Origin of the sequence: Alteromonas sp. W12, assembly GCF_001924945.1 — a bacterium.
Taxonomy (GTDB): domain Bacteria; phylum Pseudomonadota; class Gammaproteobacteria; order Enterobacterales; family Alteromonadaceae; genus Alteromonas; species Alteromonas macleodii.
In genome coordinates, this window is sequence record NZ_LQXH01000007.1 from 126,563 (window position 1) to 144,662 (window position 18,100).

The window sequence follows — 18,100 nt, forward strand, 5'->3', positions numbered from 1 at the left end:
CGGCTTGTTTGATTTTATTACTAGAACTGGTACTTAACGCTCACCGTATAGTTGGTCGGTGAGCCCGGCATGGTCCAAAGCTGATGGTATGAGTTCTCAAAATAATCTCTGTCGAACAGATTATTCACGTCAAATCTCATAGAAAGCGCATCGCTGATATTCACTGACCCTGCTAAGTTCACAAGGGTATAAGACGGCAAAATGAATGTTGGATCGGTGGTTTGTCCTAAGCGATCGCCCACGTAACGCATGGTCACACCAAAGAACGCTTCTTTTTCAAATACGCTGGTGAAATGGTTAAGCGAGATATACCCCGAATGCTTGGCAATATTGATTAAGCGCGACCCTTTTGGAATAGGCACGCCCCAATCCAAGTTATTGACTTCGTTAGCGGTTTTAGCATCTATGTATGCGTATGCCATATCAAGGCGAATGTCTGAAGTAAGGTCAGTGGTTAACTGAAATTCTACCCCTTGGCTTTCAACTTCACCGAGCGTAGCTGAAAAGCCAGTGTTAGGTTCAGCGGTAAGCATGTTGGTCTTTTCAGCATCGAAAATAGCGACGCTACCAGAAAACATATCAGCAATGTTTTCCCACTTAGCTCCTACCTCAAAAGAGGTGGTCTCTTCAGGGTCAAACGCGTTGCGGTCAGAGTCAAGTCCGGGGTTGGGTCTGAAACCTTCTGCATAACTAGTGTAAAGGCTTACAGAATCATTGATTTCATACACGAAACCAAAGCGTGGCGTCACTTCCGTTTGGTCTTGTTCTTGCCCTTCATTGCTTAACTTATTAAGAATGTCTTGCTCGAATTTGTCCACGCGAAAGCCAACTAAAAGCTTGGTTGCTTCGCTAAGTTCTATAACATCTTGTGCGTAGAAACCTAACCCTTTTTGCTTTTCAGCCGTGAGTGTAGTGGGCGTAACGTCAGGTCTGAAAATAGTGTAGTCTGGATTTTCAGGGTCGATGCTATAAGTGGTATCACCCGCACCCCACGCAGTGCGCCAACGACGATAGTCTGTATCGATGTGGTAGTTGTAATAGTCCAAACCAAACAAGACGTTATTTACGAAGCCTGCCACGTCTACCACGCCACTTAATTCAAAGCGTAGTGATAAGTCTTGCGCTTGATAGTCACGGGTTCTGCGTTGCCTTGAAAGTATAGATGGGTCGGTATACAAAAGCTGACGGCCTTCTGACAGTTCAGTATCTGAAGACTGCCCTTCAAAAGAAGAGTCTCTGTAGGCGAAGCCACTGAGTAAATGCCAGTTGTGATTCAACTCGTGATTTAACACTAGCTGATGTCCGAAGGCTTTAACTTCATGGGCTCCGTCTCTAACATCACCATAAAAGTCTTCGGCATCTGCGGCGTCAAAGTCGTTATTTAATATGAACACACCGCGATCAAGCGGCTTTTCCTGATCCAGTATTTCCATCTGATAGCTTAAGCTGGTGTGATCAGAAATGTTCCAAATGAATGAAGGGTTAAGGTTCAAATTCTTGAAAAACACGTTATCGCGATAAGTATCAGAGTCTTCGTATGAACCGTTAACGCGATACGCCATGTCTGAATTAATGCCGTTCGTGTAATCGAATTCTACTTGTTTTTTATCAAAATTACCTACGGTACCCTGGATGTAGCCTTGCTCTTCGAACTGAGGTTTTTTGGTAATAACGTTAATGGTACCGCCAGGTTCACCTTGACCATATAAGGCTGATCCCGGACCCTTCATTACTTCTATGGTTTGAACGTTAACCGTGCTTCTATTACCGCTATAGCCACGCACGTTGAAGCCGTTTATTAAATAACCCGATGGGTTATTTTCATCGCCAGAAAAACCTCGGATCGCAAAGCTATCGAACATGCCGCCAGAGTTGTTTTGTCTAACAATGGTGGGCGCAAAATCTAGCGCATCGATGAAACGCGTGATCCCTTCATTCGCTAAGGTATCAGCAGTAATTCGGTCGATTGCTTGTGGGGTGTCGATTAGCGGTACATTACCACGGTATGGCTGAAAGTGTCTTTTTACCTCAATGTGTTCAAGTTCATCATGAGCACCTTGAAGGGAGCTTTCATCACTTTGCGCAGCGGCGCTTACTGATAATGCAACTAAAGAAAATATAAACGGTGTTTTAAGATCAAGCATAAGCAAGGTATTACGTGTCTTTGGCAGGTTTTGTAGAGGTCGCGAATGTTATGTTATCTCGTTTCTTTTAGCAAGGAAGGTAAGCAGACAATAAGGTGAGATTGATAATTATTGCGGGCTGCTACAGATACAAACAGTCTGTTTATATTGATAAATGGAAATGTGCAGAGCTGTGGGTAAAAATAAACTTACTGGTCTAAACTGACCTGCGCAGCGTTTTCCTCGGTCTACTAATGCTATACACTTCGCGTTTTTATTACTCTTGCCTGCAGGCTGAACCTAAATTTTTAACTAGGACACTGAATGCGTCACACAATCCTATCTTTACTCTTTTGTACTTTACCTTTTGCCGCCATGGCCGCTGAAAGTGTTGATTCATCAAACGCTAACTCTGGCGTGGACAGCAACGAAAAAGGCGTAGAAAAAATTACGATTGAAGGGGCGGCGACGGCGAACAACGAGCCGGTAGGGACGTTTAATTCACCTATATCTAACTTAGAGTACGATCCGCGAGTCGATTTGCAATCAAGAAACATGGCAGAAGCGCAGGCTGACGTGACTATTCGCGGCGGTATATTCGAAAACACGGGTTTTCGCATAGGAAGCGCAACGCTGATCGACCCGCAAACGGGGCACTATTTCGCTGAAATTCCGATTGCGCCAGAAATGTTGACGAAGCCGAGTATTTTCACAGGGGTCGATAACGCGCTTTACGGTGTAAATAGCTCTGTAGGTACCGTGTCTTACGGCTGGCGTCCCATCCAAACAGCAGGCAGTGTGTCAATGGGAGTAGGTAATAACAACTTCAATTTGCAGCGTGTACACGGTGCAATAAAGCACGCGCTTAGTGATTTACCCGGTTGGTCTGTTGGGGTTGAAGGGGAGTATTCTCGCTCTGAAAGTGATGGCTCTATCGCTAATGGCGATCATAATTTCGAACGCGCGTCAGGGCGTATTCAGCTGGCAAGTGATGACTCACAAACCGACGTGTTTTATGGCTTTCAGCAAAAGTTTTTTGGCTGGCCTAACTTGTACACGCCTTTTAACGTAAACGAAACAGAAGACATTCAAACCCGTTTGGTCATGCTAAATCACAAACAGCGCTACGGCGAAGAGAGCATGAAAAATACCTTTGAAGTTTCTGCTTACTACAGAGAGAATGACGACCATTACGTGTTCTCACGTGAAAATCCTGAAGCGTTTCAGGCGTTTCACGAAACCAAAGTGAAGTCATTGGCGTTTTCCGGTACTCATAATATTTCGCAAGAATTTGGTATTAACTACGCAGCACAGCTTACTGCAGACGACATCACATCAACCACGCTAGAGAACAATTTCACCTCTCGCGACTACTACAAAATAAGCGTAGTGCCCGAGTATCGAACTCAGTTGAACAGCAATGAATCGCTTACCGTTCGTTTAGGTGGGGCGTTTGACGATACGAATCGCGACGACGACCGACTGTCTTTTGTGGGCGATATTAGTTGGCTTACCCAAACAGGGAGTAATGCCTCGCGTACACTCTATCTTTCGTATGCAGAGGCGACGCAGGTGGCTGGCTACACTGCTGTAGGCGGCAGCACCACAAGCGGTCTGTTTAGAAGTAACAATCAGTTACAGCGAGAAGTCAGCAAAAACCTAGAGTTTGGGGCGTCATTTGATAAAACGTCTTTCAAAGTTGATACCGCTGTATTCTATCGCTGGGATGACGAGCTGACAGATTGGACGTATAGCTTCGATGCTACTTCAGCTCGCAGTGCAAACCCGGTTGATATCGAAACCTTAGGTGTTGAGGTGATTGCCATTAAACGCTTTGAAAGCGCAGATGTGGTGGCCAGCTACACCTATTTAGATAAGTCTGAAGACTATAGAATTGATGAGGTAGACGCGAGCTTTTACGCGCTTAACTATCCGCCGCATCGCGCCACCCTTGGGTTGGTGTGGTTTGCAACCGATACGGTTGAAGTGCGCATTGACAACGAGTGGCGGAAACAAGAAACCAATGCGCTTAGAAACGGCGGTGACTCTGCGTTTTTCTCACATGTCACTTTCACATATTCACCTGCTCAGGTTGAAGGGTTAAGCCTGGTATTGGCAGTCGATAACTTGTGGGATGAGCGCTTTGAAGAAATCCCAGGAACGCCGGGGCGCGGCGACCAATATTCTGCCACTGTTACCTATTTTTGGTAAGGGCGGCGCAATGACAGTTAATTATCCTCATACCTTGGACGATTTTGCTGGACGATGGACGCTAACGCGCAAAATCATCCAGCGAAATGGCGATGTATTTACCTTTTCTGGCGAGGCTGAATTTAGCTGGCTGGAAGGCAGCGTACAAAAAGAAAAAAGCGGCTTGGCGTATTACGAAAAAGGCGAAGTAACCGCGCCTAACGAAAGCGTAATGCTCGCAGAACGTCGGTATTTCTGGCAGCAGCCTCAAACCGGTTTATTTGAAGTGTTATTTGACGATAAGCGCTATTTTCATTCTTTCAGTGCGACCAACCCAAACGCTGAGCACTTGTGCGGCGATGATAATTACGTGGTGCGCTATGACTTTACAACGTGGCCTGTGTGGCGCTCTACGTGGCAGGTCATTGGGCCGCGCAAAGACTACACCATGGTGAGTGAGTATAGTCCTGCGTAGCTTTGGCCTTTTTGAGGCTTATAACTGTTTCTGCTTCTTAGTGTGTTGATGAGACATCCAAAGTGCAATAGCAATGATGGCACCGCCAAGAAGCAGGCGAGAAAAGTCGGTGTCTTTTTGCCAAAGCAGTAAATTAACCACAAGCCCCGCAGGAATAAGTGCGTTATTCATAATAGCCAACGTACCACCAGAAACGGCTAGCGCGCCTTGGTTCCAAAAGTAATATCCAAGCCCCGACGCCACAATACCCAACCACAGTAGCACTCCCCATTGCTCGGTGTTCTGCGGTAGTTGGCTTGGGTTGCCAAATAGGAAGAACGCAGGTAAGGCAACAGCCAGTGCGCCTAAATAAAACCACGCGAATACGTTGTGATAGGGTACTTGAGCTGTAAAAGTCGAGGTCAGCTTTTTATAACCCACTTGTCCTAGTGCAAAGGAAAGATTAGCACCCTGAACAATGGCAAAACCAAACCAGTAGTTATCAGTCACGCCTTCAAAGCGAATTATGGCTGCACCTGCGGTGGCAATAAGTGCGCACAATAAATAAAACGGGGTAAACCGCTTAAACAGGGCGTCGTTCAAAATGGCGACATAAAGCGGCGTAAAAATGGTGAAAAGCAACACTTCTGGCACGCTTAAAAACAAAAATGCGTGATAGAAGAAGATGTACATCAGCCCTAATTGCACAGCACCTAAACTGGCCAGAATCACCTTTTGTTTAAGGTTCAATAATGCCGGCCTAAGGAAAGGAAGGAAGACCAGTGTGGCGAGCACAATGCGTGTCAAAACAGCAAAATAACTGTCTACTGAGCCAGCCAAAAACTCGCCTATGAGCGAAAAGGAAAATGCCCACAGGACAGTAACTGCTATTAAATAAAACACACGCTATGCTTCTTTGTAAGTTCAACCGCGGCGTAAAATAGGCCATCGCCGCTCGTATATCAATAGTTAGCTTACCCTCTATCAACACTCGCTTCAGAAGTTTGTGTAACAGCGGAAGTTTCGCAATCGTTTGGAATAGTGCAGGCGCGACTTTCTGGCGAAAGGGAATGACCTATTAATACAGGGTACAGCCAAGCGCCAAAGCATGCTCCACATATAGGCGCTACAATAGGCACAATAAAGTAGGGGATGTCTTTCGCCCCATCAAGCGCATACTCCCATCCCGCAATATAGGAAAAGAGCTTAGGACCAAAATCGCGAGCTGGGTTCATGGCAAAACCGGTCAACGGCCCTAAAGAAGAGCCAATGACAGCAATGACAATACCAATTAGTAGCGGATTCATGGCTCCACGTGATGCGCCGTTATTTTCATCTCCCAATGCCAGTATTGCGAACATCAAAACGGCAGTGATAACGAACTCAACGCCAAAGGCTCCCCAAAATGAAAGGGCTTTGTGGGGAAAAGTAGAGAAAATGCTTGCTGTTGTGAGAGCGTCTACACTATCGCGCGAGAGGTTATGAGTAAGTTCATAATCTATAAAAAGTTGATGATACAACCCGTAGATAAGTGCAGCAGCAGCGAATGCCCCCAAAAACTGGGAAAGAATGAAGGGGGCAACTTTGTGCTTTTCAAAACCGTGAAAAAGTGCAAGCGCAATAGTTACCGCTGGGTTGATATGTGCACCGGAAACGCCAGCAGTACAATAAATGGCAACAGCGACGCCAAACCCCCAGACAATACTGATTTCCCATTGACCGAACGAGGCGCCTGTTAATACCAATGCTGCAACGGCACCAACACCGAAGAATATCAGAATTGCCGTGCCTACGAATTCAGCAACACACTGGCGGAAAAGCGTTGGTTCCGTGAGAGGTAACATAAATCTTCCTTTTAATCTTTAACCAGTACAACGCATTGTTCAGAAAAAGAAGCGACAGAGCTATGTTATGAAGAATGAAAGCTGAAACCGTTTTATGTTGGCGCAATAGTGCATTAACCGTTCATTCAACTAACAGGCCGTTAGGTGCTAATTCTGACGCAGCTTCCCATGTACATTTAATAGGAATGCATCATAAAACGAACATAAACGAACTACAAATGAGCAAAAACGAATATTTATCGTTCTTGGTGTTGATACTGGTATTCAGCTTGGTATAGCAGCACCGCTGTTACCTCAGAGCGGTAATACTAAAAAGGCCAGTCTTAGTGGAGTACGGATATCTCAGTACTGAGGCTAGCATTTTTGTTGTCGCTATCGCCTTTTAACTCTCCCGCTTCTTCAACCAATGCTGTCATAGCGTCAATAATATCGAGGAAGCTTGCTAGCTGCTCTGGCGTTAGACCATTAGATAAGTTTTCAATTTTATTGATAAGCTGTTTGGTAGGTAAGCGCATAGCGTCAAAATCTCGTTGTTTACATGTTTAAAATTCAGTTTCTTTAAGTATCTTTCAAGTTGCTTGCCAACATGCAGAATATAAAATTCCTGGGCAATTTCTTGCCTTACTAATTGAGTTCAGATCTATTTTGCAGTGAAAGGCGGAGCTCACAAGTGTGTGTTTACGCGAAGATGAACGGGTTCCTATTGCTTCAATTGAGATCCAATGTCATTGTAGAAACATCAGCATGTTCAATGTTTATGACAGAAATCTACAGCTAAGGTAAGCAGGCTCTATTATGGCAGATACAAAAAGACGACAATTTTTAGCAACCGCAGGAGCGTTTGCTTCGCTATCTGCATTGCCCGCTATAGCGCATTCGTCCCGCACCACAAACGCTGAGTTACCACCTATCCTTCATATGGTTTACTTCTGGCTGAAAGATCCAACGTCAACAGAAGATAAGCAAAAGCTCATTGCTGGTTTGCAATCGTTGCGTGCTATCCCACAAGTTCAATCGCTTCACATTGGTGTGCCTGCCAATACACTAAAGCGTGACGTGATAGATAACTCGTTTGACGTGTCTGAACTTATGCTATTTGAAAGTGTTGAAGCGCAAGATGAGTACCAGCTTCATCCTATTCACAAAAAGTTTGTGGAAGAGTGTTCTCATTTATGGCGTGAAGTGGTGGTGCGAGATTCTGTTTCGGTGTAATTCTTAATTTGCCGTGACAATGTTTTACCCTTTTACCGAATAGTATGGCATTCATCGCGTACTAAAGGCGAGTCCTCAGTCTAGACGCTTTTAAAGCGTGGTATGATGCCGCTTAGAAAATTCCGGTACACAAACTAAAGAGCTATTAAAGGACAAAAAATGCCGCACATTCGCGCAAGAGGTATCGAGCAATCAGCGTTAGAAAAGGTTGCAGGTTCTATCGTTGAACAGTTTGCCAAACTGACCGACACCCCTAACGATCATTTCACAGTAGAGCACATTGCGAGCCAGTTCATTGTGGCCGGTGGAGCCTCTTCGGCTTATCCGTTTATAGAAGTTTTGTGGTTTGATCGCGGGCAGGATGTCAAAACTGCAGTGGCTCACGTTATCGATACTGCGCTTCGCCCCTTCGTAGGAGAGGATAAGGACATCACCGTTTTATTTGAAGATCTCAACGGTAACGACTACTACGAAAATCGCGAACATTTCTAGCGTTTGTATGTCTCGTTAAGCTCCTGCAGAGCAAGATTATCTAGTCCTTTTTCACTGCTAGTCTTCTCTTTTCATTTTTTTTAAGGTTCATCATGTTCTTTGAGCGCGTTTCACATCGTCCACTGTTTTTAAACGTGGCTTTTTTGATTTTTCCTCTTTTACTAGCGACGAGTTTTGGTCTTCATGCCAAAGTATTTTTGGACGAAAAGACTCTTGTTTACCAAGGTGGGATCTCAAAAGAAAACAACGAAACTGCATTCGAACTGTTTAAACAGGCAGAGGTGAAACCTACTACTTTGGCAATTACCAGTGGTGGCGGCAATGTAGATTTAGGAATGGACTTAGGAGAGTTTGTTCTTGAACACAGCCTGGATGTAAAAGTGAGCACATTTTGCTTTTCTTCTTGCGCAAACTACGTATTCACCGCGGGTAAAAACAAGTGGCTTGGAGAAAAAGCGATACTGGGTTGGCATGGAGATGCGGCTTCAGCATATTGGCGAGACAGCGATATTGACGTCATGGTAAGGCATTTAGAAGGCGAAGAGAAAAGCAAAAAATGGCAAGAACTTCGACAACATTACGACGACATCACACAAAGATCTGTTGCCCGAGAAAAGCGGTTTTTTGAACGTATTTCTACCGACCATGCACTGCTTACTATAGGGCTATCGAAAGACCTGATTAAAGCAGCGGTTGAACAAAAGGCAAGAGGGTGGACGGCTACTCCGGCACTGCTAGAAAAAATGGGGGTTAATAACATCAAGTTTATATCATCTCCTTGGCAGCCTGGAAACAATCCTCGTTTCCCGCTTTTAATTCTTCAATAAAGAAATGTAAAGATTTGAACTTTTGGCAAATGAGAATTGATATCATTTGCATTATTTATTAGTATGCGCTCCCTTTTTGCTTGGAGTTGGCATACATGGCACTTGAGTTCGTTCAAAACAAAGAAAATAGACGAAGAATTAACGTAAAACTGGCGTGTTTGACTACGACTGTTTTAGCGTTAACTGCATGCGGCGGCGGAAGTGGAGGCAATAACGCGCCAAGCTTAAGCCAAGCTAGTTTATCCATAACTACGCTTGAAGATAATACCGCAACCGGAACGGTTGTGGCGTCAGATTCAGACGGTGACACGCTAGGGTTTTCAGTGGGTACAAGCCCCTCTAATGGAAGCTTAACCGTAAGCCAAGACGGTAGTTTTGTTTACACCCCTAGTGCCGACTTCTTTGGTGAAGACACGGCAAGCATCACAGTATCAGACAGTATCGAGTCAGTAAGTGCATCGATTTCTTTTACGGTTACAAATGTAAACGATTTACCTGTCATTCAGACCTCATCGCTAGTTGTCGGTAGTAACGGCGAAACAACCGGAATTATCGAGGCCACAGACGTTGATGGGGATACATTGACGTTTACCGTGAATGCCCAACCTGAACAAGGCGTAGTAGACATTGATAGCGCAACTGGGGCGTTTACTTTTGTCGCGAACGAACTTGCCACGGTTGACGACAGCTTTGTAGTGAGTGTGTCAGATGGCATCGGTGAGCCAGTGCTTGGTACTATCGATTTAGGTGCCTCGTATGTGAGTAATGAGGACAAACTTACTTATTATTACGCTTCGCCTCATTCACATATTACAAACGCCGAAAATATGGTGGTAAGGGATGGTACGAACGATGTTTTTGTCATTACTGACGCCGAAGTGGCAGAAGATGCCTACATCAATATTGCCGTTGGCTATGCAATAGCAGGCTTTGCAGACTTAAGTTTACAAACTATCAATGAGAAGGTCATCACCCGTTCAGGTAAAGCTGAAGCGCTGCGCTTAAGTGCTAATGAACTGGAAAGAATTGGGGAAAGTGACACTGCAAAAACTTTCAGAACCGAAGCCGTCGTTCAGAAAAATGCGTATATTGCCGAGCTTGGTTTAGATAACTTAAGTACAAGTGATGCCACCTTTTATCGAAAGCTTGTTGAAGATTATATCGACGCCGATGACTTTGATTCTGCAGTAGTTGTATTAAACATAACCCGAGCCTACGCCGAAGAATTGTCTGATTTGACCCAAGCGCGTACCAGCGCACACGGAAAATTTGGCGTTTTAGCTACAGACTTATTGGCGAGCCGTGTAGAAGCCTACGCTACGCAGCAGTCTGATTTAAACTACGAATCAGTCATTACCGCGTTAGACTACGCAATTCACATTGCGGATACCACAAGCTTTAATACGGTAAGGGGAAACAACAATTTTACTAGTCGTACGTTACTGCTAGTCGAAGCGACGCGCTACGCATATGCCGCTAGCCTAATCGGCAGCGATGAACAGAAAGCAGAGCTGACGCACAGAGCAAAAACCTCATTAGCACGCGGTATATCAATGTATGTGACCGCTGACTATGACGATGCTTATCGCGTTGATGTGGCTGACTATGCAGAAGAAACGTTAAGTCGCTACCCAACGGGACTGGGTAACCTGACTGGTCCCTTCGCTGCTCTTTATCCAGATTATATTGCGGCAAACTCTACCGAGACTGCTATTGGTAATTTACCGCTAATGTTAGTAGAAGAGGAAGAGGGCTCAACAGATTTAGACACTAAGAAAGCGTATCGCGATCACTATGCTTACAGCATTGTAAGCAGCGCATTTAACGGTGATGATATTACCCCGCTTATTGAAGCGCTTACCCATACCTTTACTGAAACCTACACTGACACCGAATACGTGGTTGAAGCCCTAGTAGAACAGGATGATGCTGGTTTTCTGGATAAGCGTGCAGCGTGGTTTTTACACTATTCAGGCCTGAATGCTGAAGCTCGACAAATGACAACAGCGGCTATCGACGTGCTATCCACCCAGGCTTATTTTGATGACGTTGGTTACAACGTAGATAAACTGGTGGAAAACTATGGCTGTAGTCGTTTCGTCGAGCTTTACGCGGAATTTGGCGGTGACAATGAGACGCGAAATACTCTCTATGGTAAGTGTTTAGATATAGTGGCTTTGTACTTTGGCGAAGATAGCCAAGCCTCAGAGCTCCAAAAAATGAATGCGTTTATCAATGCCGCTTTTATCCAGCGTGCACTGGGTAACGAAGAAGGTATGCAAAGTGCCATAAGCGCAGCTCAAGCCAATGTAGAAGCCCTTGCAGGAGACGATGAAGATCTTAGCAGCTTGTTCGAATCCAGAATCTATATTGCCAATGCATTTGCGTCGCTAGGCGAGCTTGAAGCGGCGGCCTCTATGTTCTCTACCATCGCGGAGCAGGCTGTAGAAGCGGTATCTAACGCGGCCACAATAGAAGACAAGGTTGACGCGGTAGACGATATTCTTGGTGAGCTTGAAGCGGTTTTCGAACCAGATTATAGCAACGCATTTTTAAATATTGATAACCTGCTATTTGCCACTAAAAAGCATGCTGGTCTGAATGAAGAATATGCTCAAGCTATCAGCAGTATCAAAGCTACAGGCGCTGCTTTACTTGAAAGCTTGCTGGCAGCAACATCTGAGTTTGCAGACAGCGAAAACGTCGATTTTTACGAATCATTCATTGAGCAATATGCATGGTTAGGTAATTACGAAGACGCGCAGTCGTTATCTGTTAACGAAATCTACACCACTGCGGATAGCGAAGCCTTATTTGCAGTTATAGCGGAAACAATGGCGACCCAAGATGACTTCCCAGCATCGGCAATAGCCAACGTAGATACTGACAATGATGGTCTTCCCAACTTTTTCTTATTAAATGCGACCGAAGACGCTATCTCTGAGTCTGGACTTAGTACAGACAACGACGCTGATAACGACGGCATTGAAGATCCTAACGATCTAAACCCTCTAGACAAAGATTAAGCATAAGGTAATTTTTAATGAAATATGCAGCCCCTAGCGGGCTGCTGTTGTCGTTATTAGCCAACGCAACGTTTGCTAATGCCCAACAGCAGCAAGATGTAGTTGCTCCTACGAGTGATGTTTGCATTTCTGAAGACGCATTGAACAGGATGACCGATGCTGAACGATTGGCGTGTGTGGAAGAAAACGATAATGCCAAAAAAATTGAACGTATCTTAGTTGAAGGTCGTTTTATTGGCTTGCAAGTGCCAGAAGTTGAAGGGCGCTTTACGCTAGATAGAAACTTCATTGAGTATACGCCGCGCACGGGCGGAGACTTTACCGAATTACTCGGACTATTGCCGGGTGTGGTGCTTGGGTCTGAGCAATATGACGCGTCTGAACAAGGAGAGATTCAGGCTCAGCGGGTGTCAATTATGGGCGCTGAAGCATGGCAAACCGGTTTCTTCCTTGACGGTATGAACTTTAACAGCCGTCAAGATCCAAGCTCTTACCGTTCAAATGACACGCTTATAAATGATGTTGAAGGTACAACGCAAACCTTCAACATTAATCAACAAATTATAGATAGCATTACGGTTTACACCAACAATGTGCCTGCCCAATACGGCAGTTTCAGCGGCGGCGTGGTAGATGTAGAAACGCGCGAAAGCTACAAAGAAACCGAATTTGGTTTTAACTATCGCACTTCTCGAAGCGATTGGAATAGCTATAAAACCTTTTTAGCTGAAGATGTGACCGAAACCAATGAAGAGGCACCTGATGAGCCTGCCTTTGAAAAGCAGATATTAAACGTTAATTTTGCCAAAGCGCTGAACGAATACTACCACTTGCTGGTTTCAGCAAATTACACCACCAGTGAAATATCAAAGTTAAGCCTAAATCAACCGGTTGCTACTGAGCGCGAAAACGCCAACGTACTGGTTAAACTTACCCAACGAAATCTATGGGTAGATAAGCTCACGTTAACGGCTAACTATTCGCCGTATACAAGCAACGACATCATAGCCAATGCAATTGACAGCGACTTTGAAATTGAAGGCGGCGGATTCAGTAGTAGTGTTAAAGTTGAGCACGGTTTTGATAGTTTTGCGCTTGAGTCAACGCTTAGCTTCGCAGAGAGTTACAATACGCGCTACGCAAACCCTCACTACTATCCTTGGGCTAAAGCTATTGGAAGGGAGTGGGGAATAGGAGATCCCACGCAAGAAGCCGCTGTGTCGAACCAAGGTGGATACGGCGACTTGGACAAAACTCAGCAAACGCTCTTTTTTGATAATTTAGTCAGGTTTAACGCGTTTAACTGGTTGGATATTGAACACAGCATAAAAGCTGGGTTTCAGTATAATAATGAGTCGCTGGAGCGACAGCGGTATTACGATACCTACGTGTACAACTCACCGATCACTGGGGTGAGTAACCTGAACTGTAACGGGGCGGTGTTCGACTGCGTAGCTTTAACGACGTCAATGACCATAGAAGAATTAGAGGCACAGCTTGGACAGCCTCTAGATTTTACCAATCCTGATCACGTATTGGCGTATTCAAATATTGTGACTGCGTCTCCTCAGTATTTCGCATTGAGAAGCGTGTATCCTGAAGAATACATCGATGTAAATGTGCAAAATGTTTCGTTTCACGTTACTGACAGCATGGACTTGGGCGACGTAACACTAAACGCAGCGCTGCGTGCGGATTACGATGACTTTCTACAGAATGTAAACATTGCCCCCCGTATTAGCGGCGGTTACCGTTTATTCGGCGATGGCGATAAGCTCATTACTTTTGGTGCGAACCGTTATTACGATACCAACCTACTTTCTTACGCAGTGCGAGAAGCACAGCTGCCTTATCAGCTGGAACGCCGAAGCATTGCATTAAATGGCGACCTTCAAGGTTGGTCACCGCTATCTGGTGCCAGCGATTATCGCTATCGTTTTGAAAACCTGGATACGCCTTACAACGATGAAATTGTACTTGGTTGGAAGCAAGCTACTGACTGGGGGAATTACGCCATTGAGTATGTGAAACGCTGGCGTCGCGATCAGATTTCCGTGAGCGGCGACCCCGTTTACAACCCTGAGGACGGTTACTACTACCGTACGCAAACCAATAATGGTAAAGGCCAAAACGACCGTATTTCGCTTTCGTGGGCATGGCAATTTAATACCAGTAGTTTTTGGTTTAATACCACCTACCAAATAAGTGAAGAAGTCAGTTTCGACGAAGAAAACGTAGATGTTGCGCCTATTGATGAGCTTATCTTTTTACGCAGCGGAGATAAAGATACAGGCTTTACCTATGTCGAAACGACACTTAATAATTTACGCCTTGCTGAAACTGAGTTTTCACAGCCGTTGGCGTTTAATGTGGGCTGGACAACAGGATGGACCGACACCTTCACAACTAGCGTAACAGGCTCCTATCGCCAGGCATTTGACGATTATGTTGCTACTGACGATGTGCAGTCTAGCGGACAGCTTTTGCGTATTTGTTCTATTTGTGATGGTGAAGAGGTACTTAATGTTCCTGTTTATCAGCTAGTGAACGTTCCAAGTCGCTTTTTGGTTAATGCGTCTGCTACTTGGGTACCTGAAGTAGTAGGCGATCATGCTCTGCGGTTTAGAGTAGATGTTCAAAACCTCTTTGACGCTCGAACTTATTCCGTTACCTCAGGCACTTCGGGTATAGAGACCGGTCGTTCAATTTGGTTTGAAGTGGGTTATCAATGGCACTAATCAGGTTATTCGCCACTGCTTGCAGCTTTCTGGTAACAACAGCGGTTGCTGGCGACGCATTGCGAGAATGGTATGCCGCGCCTATTGACGGATGGCCAGCAGCGATAACCGCTGATGGCCAAGCGCCACTCGCTTTGTCGCCGCTAACGCCAATCGGCTCTTTGGCGACTGAAAAACAAATAAAGCTAGGTGAAAAACTCTTTAACGACCCTATTTTGTCACGAGACAATACGGTGAGCTGTGCAAGCTGTCATGTAAAGTCGCTGTCATTCCAAGATGGCTTGCGAAGTGCTAAAGGAGTGAGAGAGCAGATAGGCAATCGCAATACGCCGGCTATTTTTGGTATTGACCACTGGCAAAGCTTTTTTTGGGATGGTCGGGCGCAAACTGCCACTGAGCAAGCGTTAAAGCCAATAGAAAATCCAATAGAAATGGATTTGCCATTGGAAGAAGCACTAAAGCGCTTAAATACTTCGACAGACTATAAAGCAGCGTTTGACGAAGCCTACGGAAAAGAGCACATCACATCAGCGATGTTAGCGATGGCTCTAGTTGCGTTTGAACGTACAATCCCACCGCCAGACTCGAAGTATCAACGCTTTATTGCTTTGGCTCAAGAAGCGCCTAAAAAAGCACAAGCTATGCTTTCTGAATCTCAGCTAGAAGGATTACACCTTTTTAGAACGAAAGCGAAATGCATGACATGTCACGAAGGTGCACTGCTTAGCGATAATGATTTCCACGTTACAGGGTTTCACCGTTACGGCTTGTCTTTTGAGGATTTGGGAAGAAGTGAGTTCACTCAAAATGTACGGGACATTGGGAAGTTTAGAACTCCATCACTATTAGGTGTCTCTAAAACTGGCCCTTGGATGCACAACGGGCTGTTTGTGCAATTCAGACCCATGATTGAACAATACAATGCGGGAGGCTTTAGGCCAAAACCGAATAGAAAGAACGCAATGGATCCGCACTATCCCAAAACGACCCCGCTTATACAGCCACTTAATTTAAGCGATGATGAAATAAATGCGCTGGTGGCGTTTCTTAACATACTTTAGAAAGAAAAAGCCTTCCAAATGGAAGGCTTTTTACTGTTGACCACGCTGACAACAATACCAATCCGCATACCGGATTGGTATAAGTAAGCATGTTCACTTTGCCTCAATTCTATCAGATCCCATTAGAACCAATGTGCCTATACATTCCAGCCTTTCTTTAATCGCGAGTATAGGTAGCGCCATACGCACAGGGCAAAAACGATAAACGCGCTGTCTATAACGAGCGAGTTCATGACTAACGAACTAGGGTAGTGAACAGCAAAGTGAGTAATGGCCAATACAACTAACAAGGCGGCGAGACAATTCAACAGCACCAGGTGAGTTTTCATAAGCACTTTTTGCATTAGTGAAGCGATAAGAATAGCTGTCAATGTTACCCAAAAAACAGGTTTTGTAGGCAGCGCCAGCGTTAACTCTAACAATGCAGCCCAAATAAATGCGATAGGCGTGCCCCACACAAAACCCAGCCAAAGCTGGTTTAAGGCATCTTGTTTAGCGCGTTTTGCCAGCCACAAGTTTATGCCGGTGACAGAAATAATGGTTAACGCGAACCCCATTAATCCGAAGAATATCTTCATTGCTTCTGGACCAAAGTGGCCGAAGTGTATGCGATATACAGAAAATATCGCTTGTTGGCCAGCATCACCATCTGAATAACCGACTTTATCGATGTATTGTCCACTGGCATCAAAGCGGTATTGTTCTGAATAAATGAGCTTATCCAAGTGCTGCGAGCCGAGCAGAATATACTGATTGTCTTTGGTCGCATTTTCCAAAGTAACAAAAATGGGCTGGGTATTGGGCTCCATTTTCATTATGTCGGTCAGCGCTTTTTCTATATTCGCAATGGCTGGCTGGTGTTCAAGCTGAATTGATGAACCATAGATGTCGGCAAACAGATCAAGCTTGTTTCCTTCATATAAGGTATCGGCATAAATGGACGTTAAAAACGACGCTAAACCAAAATAAACGCCGGTTAGCGCAATCATCAAGTGAAATGGCAAGCCCCACACGCTCATTCTATTGTGTAAGTCGCCTTGTGTAAGCTGCTCGTTGTTGCCTGTTCGCAAGCGGAAGGCATCTTTAAAAATACGTCTGTGAGCAACAATGCCAGAGATAATCAATGCACTCAAAATAGCACCCAATACACTGACGGCCATCATTCCGATGTCTTCTGGCAAATGAAGAGCGGTGTGTAAATCAACGATCAAATCAGTAATAGGGGTTGTGGATGGTTCACTTAATTCACCGGTTGGAGAAATATTCCAATACTCACCGTCTGCACTAATGCGTGCGCGTGGCAAATCGTGCGTAGGCAAGCGAATGACAATGTTTCCCTGTGTTTGACCCTCTTTCATTGTGAGAAAGCGTTCATAAGCATTTTGAATGCTGCCAGGGGTGTAGTCTAGATTATCTGCAATATGGGGTTGTTCCCATCGCAGAAGTTCTTGAGAGAAAACAGATAAAGTGCCTGAAAAGCACACCCAATACATCAACACACTAACGGCTAGTCCTAACCAAGCGTGACTTTTTAAGGCGCTTTTATTTGCGCTGGGAGAAATAGAAATACTCATTTTATATACTATACAAGTAGAAGTAACTTAACGCGCTAAGTACACTCAACACCCCAACCGGGCGCCATAGTTTACTGTCTGCACACAGCCAGTATGCGCCACATCCCCATAATAGAGGCATGGTGTAAATTCCCAGTGCAATCTGGTTTACTTTGCTCATGCTAAGCGCTGTTGTCCACACTACGGTAACTAACATGGCGCAAATAGCACTTAAAAACACACTGCCAAGTAGTTTTACGAGGGCGTTAAAAGCAATAGCGGTAGACGGGGTAGTCAATCCAGATGCGAACGGTAAATCGACGCGCTTTACATCTTTACTTATTCGTTGTCGGGCGAGATAAATCCAACTCCATGCTTGTAACGACAAAGCGACCACGGCGTAGCAGGTACCTAATTCAGGGCCGTACTCTGTAACCCAAAGGCTTAAACTCGCCAGCATTAACAACAATGCCGAGAGTTTAGCTATACGTTTAAAGGCGATCTGTGTGCTTTGCCAAGCGCGGTAAAACAAACCTATCGCCAATGCGCTGCCTAAAAAGGCAGCGATTGACAGTAGCAT

The 18,100-nt window shown here is 45.0% G+C and carries 14 protein-coding genes; 8 read left to right on the forward strand and 6 right to left on the reverse strand.

Annotation, left to right across the window (positions count from 1 at the left end):
• Positions 1-20: 20 nt before the first annotated feature.
• A complete protein-coding gene (locus AWH61_RS08190; RefSeq protein WP_075176762.1) occupies positions 21-2,144 on the reverse strand; it encodes a TonB-dependent siderophore receptor in 2,124 nt (707 codons plus the stop codon).
• A gap of 303 nt (positions 2,145-2,447) precedes the next feature.
• Between AWH61_RS08190 and AWH61_RS08195 the strand changes: the two genes are divergently transcribed.
• Together AWH61_RS08195 and AWH61_RS08200 are read left to right on the forward strand one after the other, a co-directional pair.
• Complete coding sequence (locus AWH61_RS08195; protein WP_075176763.1) at positions 2,448-4,334, forward strand: TonB-dependent receptor plug domain-containing protein; 1,887 nt, start codon at positions 2,448-2,450, stop codon at positions 4,332-4,334.
• A 10-nt stretch (positions 4,335-4,344) separates the two neighbouring features.
• Complete coding sequence (locus AWH61_RS08200; protein WP_075176764.1) at positions 4,345-4,788, forward strand: DUF6314 family protein; 444 nt, start codon at positions 4,345-4,347, stop codon at positions 4,786-4,788.
• Positions 4,789-4,806: 18 nt separating this feature from the next.
• Here AWH61_RS08200 and AWH61_RS08205 read toward each other — a convergent pair whose 3' ends face one another.
• The 3 genes from AWH61_RS08205 to AWH61_RS08220 form a co-directional block, all read right to left on the reverse strand.
• The gene (locus AWH61_RS08205; protein WP_075176765.1) at positions 4,807-5,670 is read right to left on the reverse strand and encodes a DMT family transporter; all 864 of its coding nucleotides are present in this window, start codon (positions 5,668-5,670) and stop codon (positions 4,807-4,809) included.
• Positions 5,671-5,741: 71 nt separating this feature from the next.
• The gene (locus AWH61_RS08210) at positions 5,742-6,611 is read right to left on the reverse strand and encodes an MIP/aquaporin family protein (RefSeq protein ID WP_075176766.1); all 870 of its coding nucleotides are present in this window, start codon (positions 6,609-6,611) and stop codon (positions 5,742-5,744) included.
• 323 nt (positions 6,612-6,934) lie between these two features.
• A complete protein-coding gene (locus AWH61_RS08220) occupies positions 6,935-7,126 on the reverse strand; it encodes a hypothetical protein (RefSeq protein ID WP_075176767.1) in 192 nt (63 codons plus the stop codon).
• Between the two features lie 280 nt (positions 7,127-7,406).
• On the opposite strand from AWH61_RS08220, the gene AWH61_RS08225 reads away from it, so the two are divergent.
• The 6 genes from AWH61_RS08225 to AWH61_RS08250 all read left to right on the forward strand — a co-directional run bounded on the left by AWH61_RS08225 (position 7,407) and on the right by AWH61_RS08250 (position 15,967).
• Positions 7,407-7,823, forward strand: a complete 417-nt coding sequence (locus tag AWH61_RS08225; protein WP_075176768.1) for a Dabb family protein — start codon at positions 7,407-7,409, stop codon at positions 7,821-7,823.
• 159 nt (positions 7,824-7,982) lie between these two features.
• A complete protein-coding gene (locus AWH61_RS08230; RefSeq protein WP_075176769.1) occupies positions 7,983-8,315 on the forward strand; it encodes a DUF1904 family protein in 333 nt (110 codons plus the stop codon).
• 134 nt (positions 8,316-8,449) lie between these two features.
• Positions 8,450-9,142 (forward strand): hypothetical protein, encoded by a 693-nt coding sequence (locus tag AWH61_RS08235; RefSeq protein WP_232379162.1) that lies wholly within the window; start codon positions 8,450-8,452, stop codon positions 9,140-9,142.
• Positions 9,143-9,237: 95 nt separating this feature from the next.
• Positions 9,238-12,168 carry a cadherin-like domain-containing protein gene (locus AWH61_RS08240; RefSeq protein ID WP_075176771.1) on the forward strand — a complete coding sequence of 977 codons (2,931 nt, stop codon included), beginning with the start codon at positions 9,238-9,240 and terminating at the stop codon, positions 12,166-12,168.
• 17 nt (positions 12,169-12,185) lie between these two features.
• Positions 12,186-14,906, forward strand: a complete 2,721-nt coding sequence (locus tag AWH61_RS08245) for a TonB-dependent receptor plug domain-containing protein (RefSeq protein WP_075176772.1) — start codon at positions 12,186-12,188, stop codon at positions 14,904-14,906.
• Entirely contained in the window at positions 14,897-15,967 is a 1,071-nt protein-coding gene (locus AWH61_RS08250; protein WP_075176773.1) for a cytochrome-c peroxidase, read from the forward strand. Before AWH61_RS08245 ends, AWH61_RS08250 begins: the two co-directional genes overlap by 10 nt.
• Before the next feature lie 137 nt (positions 15,968-16,104).
• On the opposite strand, the gene AWH61_RS08255 is transcribed toward AWH61_RS08250, so the two are convergent.
• Together AWH61_RS08255 and AWH61_RS08260 are read right to left on the reverse strand one after the other, a co-directional pair.
• Positions 16,105-17,541 carry a PepSY-associated TM helix domain-containing protein gene (locus AWH61_RS08255; protein ID WP_075176774.1) on the reverse strand — a complete coding sequence of 479 codons (1,437 nt, stop codon included), beginning with the start codon at positions 17,539-17,541 and terminating at the stop codon, positions 16,105-16,107.
• A gap of 1 nt (position 17,542) precedes the next feature.
• Positions 17,543-18,100 (reverse strand): hypothetical protein, encoded by a 558-nt coding sequence (locus AWH61_RS08260; protein WP_075176775.1) that lies wholly within the window; start codon positions 18,098-18,100, stop codon positions 17,543-17,545.

What these genes read in the sequence shown, in the direction of transcription:
- AWH61_RS08190 (WP_075176762.1), bottom strand. Translation starts at nt 2,144, where the DNA reads ATGCTTGATCTTAAAACACCGTTTATATTTTCTTTAGTTGCATTATCA.
- AWH61_RS08195 (WP_075176763.1), top strand. Translation starts at nt 2,448, where the DNA reads ATGCGTCACACAATCCTATCTTTACTCTTTTGTACTTTACCTTTTGCC.
- AWH61_RS08200 (WP_075176764.1), top strand. Translation starts at nt 4,345, where the DNA reads ATGACAGTTAATTATCCTCATACCTTGGACGATTTTGCTGGACGATGG.
- AWH61_RS08210 (WP_075176766.1), bottom strand. Translation starts at nt 6,611, where the DNA reads ATGTTACCTCTCACGGAACCAACGCTTTTCCGCCAGTGTGTTGCTGAA.
- AWH61_RS08220 (WP_075176767.1), bottom strand. Translation starts at nt 7,126, where the DNA reads ATGCGCTTACCTACCAAACAGCTTATCAATAAAATTGAAAACTTATCT.
- AWH61_RS08225 (WP_075176768.1), top strand. Translation starts at nt 7,407, where the DNA reads ATGGCAGATACAAAAAGACGACAATTTTTAGCAACCGCAGGAGCGTTT.
- AWH61_RS08230 (WP_075176769.1), top strand. Translation starts at nt 7,983, where the DNA reads ATGCCGCACATTCGCGCAAGAGGTATCGAGCAATCAGCGTTAGAAAAG.
- AWH61_RS08240 (WP_075176771.1), top strand. Translation starts at nt 9,238, where the DNA reads ATGGCACTTGAGTTCGTTCAAAACAAAGAAAATAGACGAAGAATTAAC.
- AWH61_RS08245 (WP_075176772.1), top strand. Translation starts at nt 12,186, where the DNA reads ATGAAATATGCAGCCCCTAGCGGGCTGCTGTTGTCGTTATTAGCCAAC.
- AWH61_RS08250 (WP_075176773.1), top strand. Translation starts at nt 14,897, where the DNA reads ATGGCACTAATCAGGTTATTCGCCACTGCTTGCAGCTTTCTGGTAACA.
- AWH61_RS08255 (WP_075176774.1), bottom strand. Translation starts at nt 17,541, where the DNA reads ATGAGTATTTCTATTTCTCCCAGCGCAAATAAAAGCGCCTTAAAAAGT.
- AWH61_RS08260 (WP_075176775.1), bottom strand. Translation starts at nt 18,100, where the DNA reads ATGCTACTGTCAATCGCTGCCTTTTTAGGCAGCGCATTGGCGATAGGT.